This is a genomic window from Amycolatopsis sp. NPDC114478 (genome assembly GCF_055633805.1).
In genome coordinates this window covers 42930-60225 of sequence record NZ_JBVKDO010000007.1, presented here as the reverse complement: position 1 = coordinate 60225, position 17296 = coordinate 42930, and the positions used below count along the sequence as shown (strand labels likewise).

The following is a 17296-nucleotide window of genomic DNA, read 5'->3' as shown; positions in this document are numbered from 1 at the left end:
ATCACTGTGCTACCGTCGAGTGACGACAGCATCTGCTGTCACTCAGTCTCGGGTCAGGAGATCGTCATGCGCACCCTGCGTTTCCACCACACCGGCGAACCCCTCGACGTCCTGCGGCTCGAGGAAGCCGAGCCGCCCCACCCGGCCCCGGGACAGATCCGGGTCGCGGTCGAGGTCTGCACGATCAACCCCGCCGACCTGGCGTTGTGCCGGGGCCTCTACCCCGGCGACCTGCCTCGCGGGATCGGGCTCGAGGTCGCCGGCACGGTCGACGCCATCGGCGAGGACGTCACCGGCGTCCGGCCCGGGGACGCGGTGTTCGGCCCGGCCCCGTTCACCGGCCCGACCGCGGGAGCGTCCGACCACGCGGTGCTCGACACCTGGTTCCCCCGGCCACCCGCGCTGGCTCCGGCGGCGGCCGCCGCGCTGCCCATGGCCGTGGACACCGCGCAACTCGGCCTGGACCTCCTGGCCATCACCCCAGCCACAACCCTCCTCATCAGCGGCGGCGGCACGACCACCGGCTTCGCCGCCGTACAACTCGCCCGCCGAACCGGAGCCCGCGTGATCACCACGGCGGGCCCCACACACGCCGAGGCCTTGCGCGCCACCGGAGCCGAGGTCACCCCGTACGGCACGGGCATGGCCGAGCGGGTAGACGAGCTGGCGGGCGGGCCGGTGGACGTCGTCCTGGACGTCTCACCGCCCGCCGACGCCACGATTCCCGAACTCCTCCGCACGGTCACCGACCCCAAGCACGTCCTGACCATCAGCAACCTGGCCGCAGCCCGCGAGCTGGGCGCCCGCGACGCGTTCACCGAAGGCCCGTTGGGCCACCGCTACGACGTCGTCGCGGAGTGCGCCGAGCTCGCCGCGGAGGGCCGGTTCGGCATCCCGATCGCCAGGGTCATTTCCCTCACCGACTGGCGGGAGGCCATCGAGCTGAGCCAGTCCCAGCGTCCCGGCGGCAAGGTCGTCCTCCAGGTGGGAGGCTCTGAGCTGGTCTGATCGAGGTCGCGAAGTCGGCGACCCGCCGGGATGTGTACTGGCACACCAACGTCACCGGATCGATGGAACGCCGGCGTACAGCCGAGCAAGCCCGATCTGCGCGAAATCATCAGCGGCGCCTGGAAGTTCCACAACCTCGTCGGGTAGCCGACCGCTGAGTGCCGGCCGGCCGGCAGGACGAACACCCGCGCGGTCGCTGGCGGACATCGCCGAGGCGGCCGCGCGGGTATTCACCCAGCGCGGGGTACCGAGAGGCCGCCATTCCCGGCACCCGCGCTGATCGCGCTGTTCGCGGTCGGCGCGGTGCACGCCGAGTCGACCAGCCGGAGCCGGCGCCGCTGGCCGGCGGTCATCGTCCTATCGGGACTGATCGCGGTCCTGATCGGCTGGCCCGAATTCGCCGGCCAGGTCAAATCCGCGGAAAACCGGATACCACCCGGCACCCCGGTCTTCACGAGTTTTCCCTTGCCTTGCGCCATTCGGGGTAATTCCGGAACGTCCGCCGCACACCGGCCGGATTCCGATGGTTTCCTCGTACCTGGCTTGGCGACGGGGGGCGAACAACCGGATGAGCGATCCGATATCGGACAAAGCGGAGAATGCGACAGCCCGCGTCGATCAATTGGTCGAGCAAGCGAAGCAAAAAGCGCAGCGCTACCGCGCGATGCAGCAAGCCGTCGAGCGAGTTTCGGTGTCGGCAGCCAGCAAAGACGGCACCGCCACGGTCACCGTCGACTCCGCGGGGAACGTCACCGACCTGCGGATCACCGACCGCGTCCGGGAGATGTCCGGCGATCAGGTCGCTAAAGCGGTGCTGGCCGCGCTGCGCACCGCGCAGGCGAAGCTGCCGGACCGGCTCGACGAGGTCATGGCGGACACCATCGGCGACGATCCGCAGACCCGCGACACCATCGTCGGCAGCTACCGGGCGAAGTTCCCGGAGCCGGAACCCGAGCCGGACGAAACTCCGGCGCCGCCGACCAGCCGGATCGGCCGGCTCGCCGACGAACCCGAGGCAGCGCCGCCACCGCGCCCGCCACGGCGGCCGGCCCCACCCGACGATGACGACGAGGGCTTCGGCGGCCCGGTCATGATCCGCGAATAGCCGGACGGGAGGCGACCATGCCGGACGGTGCGGCGAACGGCGGCGGCTACCAAGTCCGCCCGGACGAACTGCTCACCCACGCGAAAGCGGTCGAGCAGGTCGGGCAGACGCTCGGGCAGGCGCTCGCCGCGGCCGAGCAGGTCACGATGGGTGTGCAGGCGTACGGCCTCATCTGCGGCCCGCTCTTCGTGCCGATGGTGCTCGGGGTCAGTGCGCCCGGCATGATCACCCTCGGCGCCGCGCAGGAGGCCATGGGCACGCTGGCGCAGTCGGTCCGGCAGGCGGCGAAGACCTACCAGGACGCCGAACAGGCGCACTCGCAGCGGATCACCGGCCTCGGCAAGGACCTTTCGTGAGCAATCCGCTGGTCGCCGCCAAACCGGACTCGACGACCTGGCACACCGGCGTCAACGTCCTCGACGACGCGATCGGCGCCTACGACGGCATCAAGTCCGGTTCGTGGATCGAGGGCGGCATCGCGGCGCTCGGCACCGCGATGGACCTGCTGACCATCGCGATGAACCCGGTCGGCACGCTCATCTCCTACGGTCTCAACTGGCTGATCGAGCACGTCCAGCCGTTGCAGGACGCGCTGAACCAGCTGGCCGGCGACGCCGACCAGATCACCGCCTACGCGCAGACCTGGGGCAATATCGCGAAGGCCGTGGAAAAGGCGGCCAAAGACCTCGGCGACAGCGTGCGGAAGGACACCGCGAACTGGGCCGGCCGGGCCGCGGACGCTTACCGCGCGAACGTCAAAGACAAGATCGACCACCTCAACGCGGCCGCGACCTGCGCGAACGGGATCAGCACCGTGGTGGAGGTCGTCGGGGTGATCACCGCCGCGGTGCGCGCCATGGTCCGCGACATGATCACCCAGGCGGTCGGCGACTTCATCCAGGACGCGCTGGAGGAGGTCTGCTCGCTCGGCCTCGGCACGCCGGTCGTCGTGGCGCAGGTGGTCGAGCAGGTGTCGGCGTGGATCGAGAAGATCGGCGCGCTGGTCAAGAAGCTCATCAACTCGGTCGAGAAGCTGCGGCCGCTGATGTCGAAGCTCGAAGAGATCTTCGCCGCGGTCAAGAAGGTCATGTCCGAGCTGCACGGGCGTCCCGGCGAAGGCGGCACGCACGTCTCGTCGGCCGAGCCCGGCCACTCCGCGCCGCACGAACCCGGCGCCCCGCACGACGGCACGTCGCCGTCGTCCGCGCCGGAACCGGACGGCAGCGTCCCCGACGGCACGCCGCCCGGCAGCCACGGCACCGACCCGGCCGCGCCCGGCAGCCACGATCCGGAGGCGGCCGGCGGCCAGAAGTCCGAGGGCACCGGCGGCTGCGACGGCAAGGGCGGCGACCCGGTCGACGCGGTGTCCGGCCAGATGATCACCGCGGGCACCGACGTCGAGCTGCCCGGGCTGCTGCCGCTGGTGCTGAACCGCGCGTACGCCTCCGGCTACGCCGACGGCCGTTCCTTCGGCCCCGGCTGGGCGTCCACAGTGGACCAGCGGCTGGTGCTGACCGACGACTTCGTCCGGTACTACGGCGTGGACGCGGAAGTGCTCAGCTACATCCACCCGGCCAGCGACGGCTCGCCGGTGCTGCCGAGCTTCGGCGCCCGCTGGCCGTTGAGCTGGGACGCGGCCGCGGAAACCTACCTGATCGTCGACGAGGAATCAGGCTGGACGCGCCGGTTCACCGCGCACCCCACGGCGCCGGACGAATGGCAGATCAGCTCGCTGTCGGACCGCAGCGGGCACGGCGTCGACTACCTGCGCGACGAAGCCGGCCGCCCGCTCGCGGTCACGCATTCCGGCGGCTACCGGGTCGCCGTCGACACCGTCGACGGCGCGGACGGCCTCCGCATTGCCGGGTACCGCCTGCTCGGCGGCGGTGAGAACGGCGAAGACGTGCCGATCGTGTCGTTCCGCTACGACCGGCGCGGCCGGCTCTCCGGCATCGTGAACTCGACCGGCGCGCCGTACCAGTACGACTACGACGACGCGGACCGGATCGTCGCCTGGACCGACCGCACCGGTTACCGCTACGAGTACGCCTACGGCCCGGACGGCCGCGTCGTCCGCGGCACCGGCGTCGACGGCTACCTCGACGCGACCTTCGACTACGACCTGGCCGGCCGGGTCACCGTCGTCACCGACAGCCTCGGCGGGCGCACCGAATACCACTACGACGAGCACAACCACATCACCGCGGTGGTCGACCCCAACGGCGGCGTGGAACGCCCCGAGTTCGACCGGTTCCACCGGCTGCTGTCGTTCACGGACAAGAACGGCGCGGTCACCCGCTACGAACGCGACGAGAACGGCGACCCGACGCGGATCGACTACCCCGACGGCACCGCGCTCACCATCGAGTACGACCCGCGCTGGCGGCTGCCCGTCACCGTGACCCAGCCGAACGGCGCGGTCTGGCGGCACACCTACGACGACGCCGGCCGCATCGTGTCCACTGTGGACCCGCTGGGCGCGGTCGCGACCAGCGAACTGGACGAGCGAGGCCACCTGGCCGCCGCCGTCGAACCGGACGGCGCCCGCTGGACCTACACCAGCGACGGCGCCGGGCGCCCGCTGTCGATCACCTCGCCGGACGGCGAAACCACGACGTTCCGGCTCGACGGCTTCGGCCGGGCGGTCGAAGCGACCGACCCGCGCGGCCGCACCACCCGGTACGGCTGGACCCGCGAAGGCGCGCTGGCCTGGCACGCCGCCGCCAACGGCGACCGCGAGGAACGGTTCTACGACCTCGAAGGCAGCTTGGTCCGGGCCCGCTCGGCCTCCGGCGCGACCACCGTGTTCGAACGCGGCCCGTTCGGTCTGCTCACCGCGCGCACCGGCCAGGACGGCGTCCGGCACACCTTCACCCACGACACCGAACTGCAGCTCACCGGCGTCCGCAACCCGGCCGGGCAAACCTGGTCCTACCGCTACGACGCGGCCGGAAACCTGGTCGGCGAACGGGATTTCACCGGCCGGGCGCTCGAATACCGGGTCGACGCGATGGGCGCGATGATCTCGCGCGCCGAAGCGGGCGGCGCGGTGACCGAACTGACCCGCGACGTCCGCGGCCGGGTGTCCCGGCAGACCTCCGGCGAAACGACCATCGCCTACGACTACGACGAAGGCGGCCGGCTGCGCCGGGTCGCCGACGACGCGGTCGAAGTGACCTACGAACGCGACCTGCTCGGCCGTCCGGTCGCCGAATCCGTCGACGGCCGGGTGCTGCGCAGCGAGTACGACCTGACCGGCCGCCGCGTCCGCCGGATCACCCCGTCCGGCGTCGAAGCGCGGTGGCACTACGACCGGCAGCGCCGGGAAACCGCGCTGACCGGGACCGCCGGGACGGTCTCGTTCGAGTACCGCGAAGGCCGGGAGGTGCTCCGCCGCCTCGGCGAAAACGCGATCCTGGCCCAACGGCACGACGAACTGGGCCGCCTCGCCGGTCAGACGCTCTCTTCCGCCGGCGAACCGGATCGCGTGCTCCAGGAACGCGGTTTCCGGTACCGCGCCGACGGTCAGGTGCTCGCGATCGACGACCGGGTGCACGGCGCGCGCGTCTTCGCACTCACTCCGGGCGGCCGGGTCACCGGCGTGCAAGCCGCGGGCTGGACCGAACAGTACGCCTACGACGCGCTGGGAAACCTGGTCTCCGCCCAGCCTGGTCCGTCCACTGAGGACGACTCGGACGTGGCCGGCCCCCGTGCGGTGGAAGGAATGCTGCTGCGCAGCGCGGGCCGGACTACCTACTCCTACGACACTTCCGGCCGGGTCGTCCGGGAAGTCCGCCGCAGCCTGTCCGGGCGGCGCCGGATCCGCGAGTACGCGTGGAACGACCGCGACCAGCTGATCGGCGTCACCACCCCGGACGGCACCCGCTGGCGGTACCGCTACGACCCGCTCGGCCGCCGGATCGCCAAGCAGCGCCTCGCCCCCGACGGCGGCATCGCCGAGGAAACCACGTTCTCCTGGGACGGCGCCGTCCTGGCCGAAGCCGCCCGCACCGTCGACGGCCGGACCACGGTCACGTCCTGGGACTACCGCGGCGGCTCGGCCGAGCCGATTGCGCAAACCACCCGCTCCTGGCTGGCGGACGCTCCCGCCGCGGTCATCGACACCCGCTTCCACGCGATCGTCGCCGACCTGATCGGCGCACCGACCGAACTGGTCGACGCGGCCGGCCGGGTCGCCTGGTACCGGACCAGTGGCCTCTGGGGCAACACCATCGTCATGTCCACTTCGGACGGAACGGGCTGCCCGCTCCGCTTCCCGGGTCAGTACCACGACGACGAAACCGGACTGCACTACAACGTCCACCGCTACTACGACCCGCACACCGCGCGGTACCTGTCGCCGGACCCGATCGGCCTGGCCCCGTCCGCGAACCACTACACGTACGTCCCGAACCCGCTGGCCGTGGCCGACCCGCTGGGCCTGGCCGGCTACCGGGACCCGGCGAGCCAGCAGTGGGCCCGGGACCCCGCCCTGCCGCCCGCCGACCACATCCACAACCGCGGCACCGAATACCCCGGCGGCTACTGGCAATCCACCCACGACGCGATGGCGGCGAAGTGGACCACGGAGGGCCGGGCACTGGGCGACGTCCCGCGCGACGCGAGCGGTGCCCGCATCCCCCACGACCAGCTGAACTGGGTAGACGCGCAGGGCCGCCCGATCCCGTACTACGACGCGAACGGCAACCGGAACCTGACCTACGAACACGTTCCGCCGGTCGTCGAGCACTGGCGCGACGAGGGCCACAACATGACCGATGAGGAACGCAAGGCCTGGTACAACAACACCGACGACATGGAAGCCATGGGCAGATCACAGAACTCGTCCGAAGGCGCGCAGCTCACCGACCGTTACGCGGAGACGGAGCCGGGACCGCGGCACCCGTGTACCTTGCACTGACCAGAGCCGGATCGGAAGGCGAACAGTGGACCCACGCGAAACCTACGCGGCGATGCCGGGCGTCGCCCCTCTCGGCGACCTGCCCGACGCCTGGCACTGGGCGACCGCCCCCGGCTTCGATTCCTGCGCTGCCTTGTACGACGACGGCAAGCGCGCGTTCCAGGCCTACGCCCTGGATTCGTACGACGAAGGCTTGGCCATCGCGCTGATGTCCTTCGCCCGCTCGCACGGCACCGAACTGACCACCGACGCCCCGCTGACGCTGACCGAAGGCTTCTCCCACCCGGGATCCGGTTTCGACGCGGTCGCCGCGGCCGCCCCGGCCTTGCACCGCTTGTACCCGGACGACCCCGAGATGAACGACGCCGTCCGGGCGGTCATCCCGGCCTACCGCTGCGAAGTGGCCGGCGACGAGAACCTCCAAGACGCCGAGTACCGCTACAGCCGCGGCAGCGGCATCCGCGGCACCCGCTGGGACCGCCCGCCGTCCCCGTACCTGAAGTACCGCTACCGCGGCGCCACGGGTTCCGTCCAGGCGAAACGCGGGTTCGCCGGGCTCAAGTCGATGATCAGCACGGTGACCCGCGGCGAGGGGCGGGAAGACCTGTTCGTGGAGTTCGAGAACTACCGGCACGAGGTGTACACGATCACCTGGACCGACACCTGGACCCTCACCGGGCCGGACGGGGTCGCCAGCCAGGTCAGCCTCGAGGAACTGCTGGAAGCGATCAAGGTCGCACTGTACGGACCGAACATCGAGTACGCGGACTTCCCCGGCTAACGTCAGGCGGTGGCCCGGCATCGTCGTTCGACCGCGGACGCGAAGAAGCTGGGATGTTTGCAATCGCCCGTTCCCTCGGTCGGCGTCGGCCGACCTATAAACTGCTGGTCGTCATACTGTTCCTCGGAGGAGCGGTAGTCGGCGCCGTGATGGCACTCAACCACAGCAGCGCGCAGTACGCCTGGAGCAAGGCCAGAAAGCGGACCTGATGGACGAGAATCGGAAAACACCGAACGCCCTGCGGACCACCGGATCCCGTCGGTTCGGAGCGCTGGCGCTGATCCTCTGGCTGGGAATGCTCGGGTAACTTTCCTGATCGTCTCGTTCTGCCTGGTTGTCTTGTTTTCGGTGCAATTGGGCCGCCGACGGCGGCGATCCACCTGACGGTCGGTGTGCCCAGGACCATGCCCCTGGCCCCGCTCATGCCGCGATGGTGCGTCGCGATCGGCCGGTCCACTGAGGTGACCGTGGACGGCCGGCGCTGCGGCACCGAGCTCACCGTCGGTGGGCAGGTCGGCGGGGTTGCGATCCTCGCTGGCCGCGGACGGCGAGCGCTGCCTACCGATGGCGCTCGATGCCTTTCTTAGGCGATCAACTTCGACAGGACGTTCACCACGGCCACGTCTCCGGAGAGGCCGTCCTCAGGCAGGTCGACGACCTCTTCCTCGGCGGCCTTGGACTTCCGGAGCGTCAACGACACGTCGCTCTGGTCGTACTCGACTCGCAGGTAGTGCCCCAGAGTCCGATCCCGGTGCCGGAAGTGTGGCAAGGGCCAGGCAGCCGGGTCCCAGTTCGGGTCTTTGCCGATGATGGGCCATTCCCCATCACGCAGACCGAGGTGCCCGAACTGCCCGACCCAGACCGCATCACCGGACTTGAGGGCGCGCATGTCGTCGGGCGACGGCGGACTGCTGTAGCGAGGACCGAAGAAGTAGCCGAAAAGCACGGAACGGTGCTTCTTGCCCCGCCGGGCGAGTACACCGGCCGCGTAGCCGCCGGAGTTGAGGGGTACGGCGAACCAGGTGCCTTCGCCATACCGCGGCTTCGGCTTCTCTCCGGTCACTACAGCTCCATGATGTACTTGCAGGCCGCTTCGATGTACTAGCCGATGTTAAGGTCTCTTCGCCGGGTCATTTGCGTGTGCCGACCTGCGCTTGTCGAAGTTGTTCGTGCGGCCGACGTACACGACCTTGTCGCCGTCGCCGGGGTCGGTGAGGCTGTAGACGCCACCGGCGACGGCAGCCTCCTGGTTCGAGTAGCTGTTGTCGTCACCGGTGAGGTCGTCGTAGGTGTTGAAGAGAATGGTCGGCTTGAGAAAGTTGGTGAGCGCGCTGCGTGCGGCCGAGAAGCTCGCGGCGAGGGCGGAGTCTTCCTCGGCGAGGAACGGAGTCGCGGCGCCGTCGGTGGCGATTTCCTCGCCGACGTCGATTGCTCCGATGACGACGGCTTCGCCGGCGTAGGCGTAGGGCGCGCGGGTCTGGTCGACGAGGGGGTCGAGGGTGAGGAACAGTGCTGTCGCTGGGTCGTAGTAGCGGGCACGCAGGTAGACGAGGCCGGATTCGGCGTCGGTGCACTGCCCGGTGTACTGCAGCGGCGTGGTGACGGTGCCGGTGAAAGTCGTGCTGCCGTATGGGGTGTAGGCGTACTGGCCGACGACGGCGCCGACCGCGTTGAGCAGTGCGATCGTGGAGCCGATCTGGTCGTGGACGAACCACGAGGTCGCGGCCGGGCCGACCTGCTCGATCGGGAGACCGCCAGGCCCTCCCCTTGAACACAGCTCTCACGAAGCCGTGACAATCCGCAGCCGCCGCGGAGCCGGGGTCGGGCGAGAGGAATTTAACCCGGGAAAAGATTTGGACATCACCCGTCCGCGTGACGTCCGCAATTCACCAACTCCACGATTTCTGGCCTCGAGTGCACGTTTTCGACCTTTGCCCGAAACGCCTCGCTTACGCATTGTCGCTCTGCGTGGCAGATTGGGGCGCTCCGCCACAGGGCAGCTCCCGGGTCCGTCCGGCTCCCACGGGCCGGGCACCCACGCTGGTCTGGCTCGCGGACGTGAAAGCGATTGCTGTAAAATCGGAATAGTTGTCCGCAGGCCGGGGTCGAGCGTTCAATTCAGCGTTTCGCACTTTCGTGGAAGACGATTCCACGGTGGGGCTGGTCGCTGCGCTCGTACGGATACCGCTCCAGCGCTGCCCAGCAACGCAGCACCGGACGGCATCGCGGCGGATGGGATCGATGGTGCGTTCTCCCAGGACGGGCAGGACTGGAGGGCGGCCTCGGCCCGCGCCCCGCTACGGGACATGCCGGTCGATCCAGCGCAACGCGGTTCCCAGCACGCCGCGCCGGTGCCAGCCCTTGCGAATCACCGCGGCGCGGACACCTTGGATCCCGCCGCGCAACCGGCCGGCCGGCGAAGGGTGCTGCTCGTCATGGCGCTGGACCGCACGGCGCTGCAGCCAGCGCGCGCACCGCAGGCACACCCCGACCTCCGGGTGCTGCCCGAGCCGGACCAGCTCCGCCTCCGGATATCCGCCGCCGCAACACCAGCACCCTGCCCCCGACGCTCGTTCTTCCTCGGGTTGCACCGACACCGAGACCACCTCCAGCCGGGGTGCCTGGACTCACATGCGCAGTCTGATGACGAACAGCAAGTAGGACAAGACCGGAAGCGCGACGACCGACAGCACCGCGACGACCGTGCGCACCCGGTCGCGGTCTCGCACGATCACCCTGAGCAGGAGGAAAAACTGGATGCCGAGGAAACCTCCGACGCAGTTCAGGATCACGTCGTCGATGTCCGACGCCCCCATGGCGAACACGCCCTGGAGGATCTCCACCACCACGCTCGCCGAGACGACGACGAGCATCGTCCGCGCCACGGTCCACCTCGTCAGTACAGACAAGCCCGAGCCGAGCGGGATGAAGAGCAGGACGTTCCCGGCGATGTTGCCGAACGCGAATCTCCTGACGCCGGATGAACCGCTGAACAGGTAGTGCGAGATGCTCGCGAACGGGATGAGGTTGAACGATCGTTCCGAACCGGGCGGACGCGAGAAGAGCAGAAGCTTGAGGGCGAACACGGCGTAGAGGGCGAACGCGGCACAGATGACGACGGACTCGAGCTTCGCGCGCGTCGTCATGAGCCGCCAGGTCGACCGATCCTCGACCATCTCGGGCAGTGATCGCTCAGGCATTCCCGCACGGTACGCGCTGCAGTTCGACCAGCTCTTCGTCAGCCTCCTCCAGTCCTCCCACGGGCAAGATCATCGCCACCGTCGGCGAAGTCCACGCCAGCACCCAGAACGACCTCGTCCGGCGCCTCGGCCGCCAAGCCGGAGCAGTTCAGCGGGTCGCGCCGAACGCAACCAGCATGCCAACGCGACGCACGGTCACCTAGCCGTAACAGCACGACCGTCCCTATGGGTAGCAAAAAAGCCCAGGTCATCGACCTGGGCTTTGCTCCCCCGCTTGGACTCGAACCAAGAACCCTCCGGTTAACAGCCGAATGCTCTGCCAGTTGAGCTACAGGGGAATGTTGCTCACTTCCGGTGTCGTCCGTCTCCGTCCGACGAGAAGAACTTTAGCCCATGCCCGCACACCCTCCGCACCCACCCCCCACTTGGCGCAACCACCCCCTCGACGCCGTTTTCCTGGACAATGGACAGTCGGACGACCTACGGATGGAAGGCGTGGACGCGGATGAAGAAGTTCCTGCTGGGGGCAGGCCTGGGGTACGTGCTGGGCGCCAAGGCAGGCCGGGGGCGGTACGAGCAGCTCGTGCGCACCTACCGCCGGGTCGTCGACCACCCCATGGTCCAAGGTGCCGCCGGGGTCGCGCGGGCCAAGATCAGCGAGAAGGTCAAACGGTAGCCACGAAGAACACCCTGCGGAACTCGAACCACGTCGTGCCGTCGGGGCGGGTCGGGTACGCCGTGGCCAGCAGTGGGGCCAGTTCGGCGCGGAACCGCTCCCACTCCGCGTCCGGCAGGGCTGCCCGGATGGGCCGCAGCGCCGTGCCCGCGATCCACTCCAGCACCGGCGACGGCCCGCGCAGCGGCTGCACGTACGTCGTCTCCCAGGCGTCGACGCCGCAGCCCGCGTCGGCCAGGAGGTTCGCGTACTCCAGCGGGCTCGACACCGCGTCGTCCTCGCGCAGGACGACCTCGGCCAGCCGGGACGACCACGCCGGGGACGCCGCGAGCTGACGCGTCAGCGCGTGTGACGGCGCGTTGAAGTTGCCCGGCACCTGCACCGCCAGATACGCACCCGACGGCAGCGCGGACACCCACCGGCGGAGTAACGCAGCGTGGTCCGGCACCCACTGCAGGACGGCGTTCGACACGACGACGTCGGTGTCCGGTGCCGGCTTCCAGTCGCGGACGTCGAGCAGTGACGCGTCGAGTCCGCGAGCACGCGCGGCCGTCACCATTTCGGGTGAACTATCGCTGCACTCCAGCACCGCCGAAGGCCACCGCTCTCGCAGCGAGACGGTCAGGTTGCCCGGACCGCAGCCCAGGTCCACGACTCGTCGCGGAGCGGAAGCGCCGATGCGCGAGATGAGGTCGTAGAACGGCCGGGCCCGCAGGTCGGCGTAGTCGAGGTACTTGTCCGGATCCCACACGGCAGCCTCCCAAGCAAACAGTACGCCTGTACTGAGTACGAGCGTACTGCTACTCGGCGGGCTTGACCAGCTTCGCGGCGACCTGCTCGGCGATGGCCGTCACCAGCTCGACGTCGGTGCCCGGGTCGGGCCGGACCTGCAGGACGCTGCCGTCGCGGCCGGGCACCTTGCGCTGCACGAACCACGCTCCCCCGGACCCGATCTCCTGCCGGTGCCGCGAGCGGATCGAGCCCTCGACGCGCTGGTAGGCCTCGCGCGGCAGCTTGCCCGGCGCCGGCAGCCGGAAGCGCACCGGCGGGAGGTCGGCCAGCACGACCGCCGAACCCGCCGTCCCGACCTCGGACGACTCCGTCAGCGTGAAGACGCCGTCCGCCCAGGCCGCCTTGCCGACGAGGTGCCAGCCGACGCGGCGCGCCCCGTCGCCGGACGGCACCCACAGCCCGAGCTGCGTCACCACCAGGTGGCCGCCGCCCTCGACCGGGGCGCTGTCGACGACGTCCTCACCCGGCTCCAAGGACCCCGCGAAGCCCGGCGGGGTGCGGTCGCCCAGCAACCGGCGCAACCAGCTCATCTCAGCTCCACGTGCTGGCGGCCGCCTGCTCGCCCAGCGACTTCTTGTACTGCTCCAGCGCGACGAGGTCGCCGAACAGCGCGCGGTAGTCGTCCGGCGCTTCGACCGGCGACAGCCGCTGCAGCTTGCCCTTGATCTCCGCGATCTGCCGGCCGACGAGCCCCTCCTGGAGCCGCGCGAGGATCGAGGAGATGTACCGCGAGTCGACTTCGTCCTTGGCCTGCAACGGTTCCACCGCCAGCTCGGACAGCACGCGCCGGACCGTCCCTTCCGGACAGTGCGGGGCCGCAGCGTCCAGCAGCGCCGGGCCGGTCAGGCCCGATCCCGCGCCGCCCGCCTTCAAGACCGCCTCGTGGACGGCCACGTACACCGGGTGCGTGAACGCCTCCAGCGGCAGCGCGTCGTACTCCGGCCCGGCGATCGCCGGCTGCTGCAGCGCCGCCTTCAGCGCCTCGCGCTGGACGGCGAACCGCGGGTCCTTCGGCGCCGGACGGGCCACGTCCTGCGTCGGCGCGGCCGGGGCGGCCTGGGCACGCGCGGGCTGGCGCAGCGGCGCGCCCCCGCGCTTGTCGGTCGCGCCCGCGCTGCCGCGGACCCGGTTGACCACCTGGGCGACGTCCTGCCAGCCCACCCACCAGGCGAGCTTCGACGCGTAGCCGTCGCGGGCCGCGCGGTCCTTGATCGACGCCACCATCGGCACGGTCTTCTGCAGCGCCGCGACCTGGCCGTCGACCGAGTCGAGGTCGTAGTTCTTGAGCGTGCTGCGGATGACGAACTCGAACAGGGGGGTGCGCCGCGCGACCAGGTCCTTCACCGCGCTGTCGCCCTTGGCCAGGCGCAGCTCGCACGGGTCCATGCCGTCCGGCGCGACCGCGATGTACGTCTGGCCGGCGAACGTCTGGTCGCCCTCGAAGGCTTTCAACGCGGCCTTCTGGCCGGCTTCGTCGCCGTCGAAGGTGAAGATCACTTCGCCGCGGAAGGCGTCGTCGTCCATCATCAGCCGGCGAAGCACCTTCATGTGGTCTTCGCCGAACGCCGTGCCCGACGACGCGACCGCCGTCGGCACGCCCGCCGCGTGCATCGCCATCACGTCGGTGTAGCCCTCGACCACGACGACCTGGTGCCGCTTCGCGATCTCGCGCTTGGCCAGGTCCAGGCCGAACATGACCTGGGACTTCTTGTAGATCGGCGACTCGGCGGTGTTGAGGTACTTCGCCGAGATCCGGTCGTCGTCGAACAGCCGCCGTGCGCCGAAGCCGACGACCTCGTTGCCGACGTCGCGGATCGGCCAGACCAGGCGCCGGTGGAAGCGGTCCATCGGGCCGCGCTGGCCCTCCTTGGACAGCCCCGCGGTCAGCAGCTCCTTGACCTCGAAGCCGCGGTTGAGCAGGAACTTCGTCAGCTTGTCCCAACCGCCGGGCGCGTACCCGCAGCCGAACGTCTTCGCCGCGGCGGCGTCGAACCCGCGCTCGGACAGGAAGTCCCGCGCCATGCGCGCCTCGTCGGTCAGCAGCTGCTCGGCGTAGAACTCCTGCGCGGCGCGGTGCGCCTCGATCAGCCGGCTGCGGCTGCCGCGGTCGCGCTGGATCGTCGCGCCGCCGCCCTCGTAGGTGAGCCGGATGCCGACCCGGTCGGCCAGCCGCTCGACGGCCTCCACGAACGTGATCAGGTCGATCTTCTGGACGAACTTGATCACGTCGCCGCCCTCGCCACAGCCGAAGCAGTGGAAGGTGCCGTGCGTCGGGCGGACGTTGAACGACGGGGTCTTCTCGTTGTGGAACGGGCAGAGGCCCTTCAGGCTGCCCCCACCGGCGCGGCGCAGCGCCACGTACTCCCCGACGACCTCGTCGATCCGGTTCCGCTCGCGCACCTCCGCGATGTCGCTCTCCCGAATCCGTCCTGCCACGGACACCACTCTAGTCGCGCCGTTTGCGGCACACTCGGGGCATGGTCTCCACGCCCACCGCCCAGGACACGCTGGCCACGCGGTTCGCCGAGCACCGCGGTCACCTGATCGGGGTCGCCTACCGGCTGACCGGCACGCGCGCCGACGCCGAGGACGCCGTCCAGGAGTCCTGGCTGCGGCTGGCCGGGCTCGACGACACCGGCCGCGCGGCGATCCGGGACCTGCGGGGCTGGCTCACCACCGTCGTCGGGCGGATCTGCCTCGACCGGCTCAAGTCGGCCGCCGCCCAGCGCGAGAAGTACGTCGGCAACTGGCTGCCCGAGCCGGTCGTCACGCCGTTCGGCCGGCCGGTGAGCGAGGACCCTCTCGACGTCGCCGTGCGCGACGACGGGCTGCGGATGGCCGCGCTCGTCGTGCTGGACAGGCTGACCCCGGAGCAGCGCGTCTCCTTCGTGCTGCACGACGCCTTCTCGGTGCCGTTCGCGGAGATCGCCGACGCGCTCGGCATCTCGGTCGACGCCGCGCGCCAGCACGCGTCCCGCGGCCGCAAGGCCCTCGCCGACGCCGACCCGGCCCCGCGCGTGCCGCTGGAGGACCAGGCGAAGATCCTCGAGAAGTTCGTCGTCGCCCTGCAGGCCGGGGACATCCGGGCGATGACCGAGCTGCTGGCCCCGGACGTCGTGCTCGTCGGCGACTCCAACGGCAAGGGCCGGACCACGCGCCAGCTCATCGTCGGCGCGGACAAGATCGCCCGGTTCTTCGTGGGCCTCACGAGCAAGTACCCACCCGGGGTGCTCACCGGCGGCCGGCCCGTGCTCGTCAACGGCGATCTCGGGGTGTACCTCGCTCCGCAGCCGGGCCAGGACGGCTTCTTCGCCCTCGACGAGCACGTGCAGGCGATGACCGTCCGCGACGGGAAGATCGTGGCGATCTACGACGTGGTCAACCCGGAGAAGCTGGCCCGGATCACGCGTCCTGGCGACGCGCCCGCGTGATCCCGGCCGCCAGCAGAAGCGCGGCGAAGGCGCCGAAGTAGGCCAAGGCCCAGCCCGCCGGCAGCGGTGAGTCGGACAGCACCGTGGCGTTGCCGCCGTCCCGGCCCGCGTTCGCCTCGCCGGAACCGCTCAGGAACTTCGTGACGGCGTTCAGCGGCAGCCACCGGTGGATTGCCTGCCCGGCGCGCGGGACCAGCTGGACGACGTTCTCCGCCATCATCGGGTAGGCGACGAGCACGGCGACCGCACCGGCGGTGTGGCGCACGAGCAGGGCGACGCCGATCCCGCAGACGGCGGCCAGCGCGAACACCGGACCGGTGCCGGCGACGATCCGCCAGTCCGCGACGCTGTCCAGGGCCAGGTCGGCGTCCGGGGCGAGCACCCGCGCGACCAGCCAGGCCGCGAACGCGGCCGCTTCGCCGAGCCCGAACGCGTACCCGGCGACGAGCGCCGCCTTGGCCAGCAGCACCGGCGTCCGGCTCGGCACGGCCTGGAAGGTGCCGTGGATCGTGCCGGAGTGGTACTCGCTCGTCACCGCGAGCGCGCCCAGCACCAGCACGGCGACCAGCGCGAGCTGGTAGCCGAACTGGGTGCTCGCGACGGTGGGCGGCAGCCGGGACTCGGTGGCGGTGAGCGCCGTGAGCGCGGCCGGGAAGGCCAGCGCGACGAGCGCGAAGACGCCGCACACCCAGGGCGTGGCGATGCTGAAGAGCTTGATCCGTTCACTGGCCACGAGGTGCATGCGCAGAACGGTCCCGCGGCGGACCCCGGCGGCGCGTCCACCCGGGGTCCGATCCCCGGGGTCCTACGGGAGCGGGACGCGGCAGGCGTCGCCCGAGGTGAAGCCCTGGTCGACGATGCCGAGCGCGCTGTTCATCCGGGCGCGCGAGTTCTCCAGCGCGATCTGGTAGGTCAGCTCGACGACGCCGGCCCGGCCGAACTCGCGCTCGAGCTCGGCGACCTGCTCGTCGGTGACCGTGACCCGCTCGCCCGACATCGCGTCGGCGTAGGCGATCGCGAGCCGTTCCTGGTGGCTGAACGCGGGCGAGGTCGCGTAGTCGTCGATCTTCTTCAGCCGCTCGATGTCGAGACCGTCGTGCTTCTGCAGCATGGTGCCGAAGTCGACGCACCACGAGCAGCCGATCCGGGTGGCGACGCGGTAGACGGCGAGCTCGCGCACGTTCGCGGGCACCTTCTTCGACGCGCGTTCGGCCAGCGTTTCGTGCACCGCGTAGGTGCGGAGCAGGGCCGGGTGGTGGGCGGCGACGGCCATCGGCTCGGGCACGGCGCCGTACCGGCGTCCCGCGAACCGGTACATCAGCTTGAGCACGAGGCCGGCTTCGGACGTCTTCTTCGCGGGGATGCGAGGCATCGGCGTTCTC

At 70.4% G+C, this 17296-nt stretch carries 16 protein-coding genes and 1 tRNA gene; 7 read left to right on the top strand and 10 right to left on the bottom strand.

The window, feature by feature from the left end; all coding sequences use genetic code 11:
- Positions 1-66 precede the first annotated feature (66 nt).
- From ACZ7OH_RS21115 to ACZ7OH_RS21095, 5 genes are all read left to right on the top strand, one after another.
- Positions 67-1008 carry an NADP-dependent oxidoreductase gene (locus ACZ7OH_RS21115; RefSeq protein WP_470282314.1) on the top strand — a complete coding sequence of 314 codons (942 nt, stop codon included), beginning with the start codon at positions 67-69 and terminating at the stop codon, positions 1006-1008.
- A 622-nt stretch (positions 1009-1630) separates the two neighbouring features.
- Positions 1631-2113 (top strand): YbaB/EbfC family nucleoid-associated protein, encoded by a 483-nt coding sequence (locus ACZ7OH_RS21110; RefSeq protein WP_470282313.1) that lies wholly within the window; start codon positions 1631-1633, stop codon positions 2111-2113.
- Between the two features lie 17 nt (positions 2114-2130).
- Positions 2131-2469 carry a type VII secretion target gene (locus ACZ7OH_RS21105; RefSeq protein WP_470282312.1) on the top strand — a complete coding sequence of 113 codons (339 nt, stop codon included), beginning with the start codon at positions 2131-2133 and terminating at the stop codon, positions 2467-2469.
- Positions 2466-7034, top strand: coding sequence for an RHS repeat-associated core domain-containing protein (locus tag ACZ7OH_RS21100; protein WP_470282311.1), 4569 nt, complete (start codon positions 2466-2468; stop codon positions 7032-7034). Before ACZ7OH_RS21105 ends, ACZ7OH_RS21100 begins: the two co-directional genes overlap by 4 nt.
- Positions 7035-7059: 25 nt before the next feature.
- Positions 7060-7815, top strand: coding sequence for a hypothetical protein (locus ACZ7OH_RS21095; protein WP_470282310.1), 756 nt, complete (start codon positions 7060-7062; stop codon positions 7813-7815).
- A 583-nt stretch (positions 7816-8398) separates the two neighbouring features.
- Here the strand turns inward: ACZ7OH_RS21095 and ACZ7OH_RS21090 are convergent.
- From ACZ7OH_RS21090 to ACZ7OH_RS21070, 5 genes are all read right to left on the bottom strand, one after another.
- Positions 8399-8878 (bottom strand): Imm26 family immunity protein, encoded by a 480-nt coding sequence (locus ACZ7OH_RS21090; protein WP_470282309.1) that lies wholly within the window; start codon positions 8876-8878, stop codon positions 8399-8401.
- A gap of 48 nt (positions 8879-8926) precedes the next feature.
- Positions 8927-9493 carry an RHS repeat-associated core domain-containing protein gene (locus tag ACZ7OH_RS21085; RefSeq protein WP_470282596.1) on the bottom strand — a complete coding sequence of 189 codons (567 nt, stop codon included), beginning with the start codon at positions 9491-9493 and terminating at the stop codon, positions 8927-8929.
- A gap of 619 nt (positions 9494-10112) precedes the next feature.
- The gene (locus ACZ7OH_RS21080) at positions 10113-10412 is read right to left on the bottom strand and encodes a hypothetical protein (RefSeq protein WP_470282308.1); all 300 of its coding nucleotides are present in this window, start codon (positions 10410-10412) and stop codon (positions 10113-10115) included.
- A gap of 30 nt (positions 10413-10442) precedes the next feature.
- The gene (locus tag ACZ7OH_RS21075; protein WP_470282307.1) at positions 10443-11015 is read right to left on the bottom strand and encodes a VanZ family protein; all 573 of its coding nucleotides are present in this window, start codon (positions 11013-11015) and stop codon (positions 10443-10445) included.
- A gap of 265 nt (positions 11016-11280) precedes the next feature.
- A tRNA-Asn gene (locus ACZ7OH_RS21070) sits at positions 11281-11353 on the bottom strand.
- A gap of 125 nt (positions 11354-11478) precedes the next feature.
- Between ACZ7OH_RS21070 and ACZ7OH_RS21065 the strand changes: the two genes are divergently transcribed.
- Positions 11479-11691: a hypothetical protein gene (locus ACZ7OH_RS21065; protein WP_400905934.1), complete on the top strand. Its 213-nt coding sequence runs from the start codon at positions 11479-11481 to the stop codon at positions 11689-11691.
- Here ACZ7OH_RS21065 and ACZ7OH_RS21060 read toward each other — a convergent pair.
- Genes ACZ7OH_RS21060 through dnaG form a run of 3 tightly spaced genes read right to left on the bottom strand, consistent with a single transcriptional unit; the run spans position 11681 to position 14928 of the window.
- On the bottom strand, positions 11681-12442 hold the full coding sequence (locus tag ACZ7OH_RS21060; protein ID WP_470282306.1) for a trans-aconitate 2-methyltransferase: 762 nt from the start codon (positions 12440-12442) through the stop codon (positions 11681-11683). The genes ACZ7OH_RS21065 and ACZ7OH_RS21060 overlap by 11 nt on opposite strands.
- Positions 12443-12491: 49 nt before the next feature.
- Complete coding sequence (locus ACZ7OH_RS21055) at positions 12492-13013, bottom strand: hypothetical protein (protein WP_470282305.1); 522 nt, start codon at positions 13011-13013, stop codon at positions 12492-12494.
- A gap of 1 nt (position 13014) precedes the next feature.
- Positions 13015-14928 (bottom strand): DNA primase, encoded by a 1914-nt coding sequence (gene dnaG / locus ACZ7OH_RS21050; protein ID WP_470282304.1) that lies wholly within the window; start codon positions 14926-14928, stop codon positions 13015-13017.
- Positions 14929-14960: 32 nt separating this feature from the next.
- On the opposite strand from dnaG, the gene ACZ7OH_RS21045 reads away from it, so the two are divergent.
- The gene (locus tag ACZ7OH_RS21045; RefSeq protein ID WP_470282303.1) at positions 14961-15914 is read left to right on the top strand and encodes a sigma-70 family RNA polymerase sigma factor; all 954 of its coding nucleotides are present in this window, start codon (positions 14961-14963) and stop codon (positions 15912-15914) included.
- Here the strand turns inward: ACZ7OH_RS21045 and ACZ7OH_RS21040 are convergent.
- Positions 15886-16656, bottom strand: a complete 771-nt coding sequence (locus ACZ7OH_RS21040) for a hypothetical protein (RefSeq protein WP_470282302.1) — start codon at positions 16654-16656, stop codon at positions 15886-15888. The two genes, ACZ7OH_RS21045 and ACZ7OH_RS21040, sit on opposite strands and share 29 nt — an antisense overlap.
- A 63-nt stretch (positions 16657-16719) precedes the next feature.
- Positions 16720-17286: a carboxymuconolactone decarboxylase family protein gene (locus ACZ7OH_RS21035; RefSeq protein ID WP_470282301.1), complete on the bottom strand. Its 567-nt coding sequence runs from the start codon at positions 17284-17286 to the stop codon at positions 16720-16722.
- Positions 17287-17296 lie beyond the last annotated feature (10 nt).

Coding starts and splice junctions, on each gene's coding strand:
- ACZ7OH_RS21040 (WP_470282302.1), bottom strand. CDS start 16,656: ATGCACCTCGTGGCCAGTGAACGGATCAAGCTCTTCAGCATCGCCACG.
- ACZ7OH_RS21045 (WP_470282303.1), top strand. CDS start 14,961: ATGGTCTCCACGCCCACCGCCCAGGACACGCTGGCCACGCGGTTCGCC.
- ACZ7OH_RS21035 (WP_470282301.1), bottom strand. CDS start 17,286: ATGCCTCGCATCCCCGCGAAGAAGACGTCCGAAGCCGGCCTCGTGCTC.
- ACZ7OH_RS21075 (WP_470282307.1), bottom strand. CDS start 11,015: ATGCCTGAGCGATCACTGCCCGAGATGGTCGAGGATCGGTCGACCTGG.
- ACZ7OH_RS21055 (WP_470282305.1), bottom strand. CDS start 13,013: ATGAGCTGGTTGCGCCGGTTGCTGGGCGACCGCACCCCGCCGGGCTTC.
- ACZ7OH_RS21115 (WP_470282314.1), top strand. CDS start 67: ATGCGCACCCTGCGTTTCCACCACACCGGCGAACCCCTCGACGTCCTG.
- ACZ7OH_RS21105 (WP_470282312.1), top strand. CDS start 2,131: ATGCCGGACGGTGCGGCGAACGGCGGCGGCTACCAAGTCCGCCCGGAC.
- ACZ7OH_RS21065 (WP_400905934.1), top strand. CDS start 11,479: ATGGACAGTCGGACGACCTACGGATGGAAGGCGTGGACGCGGATGAAG.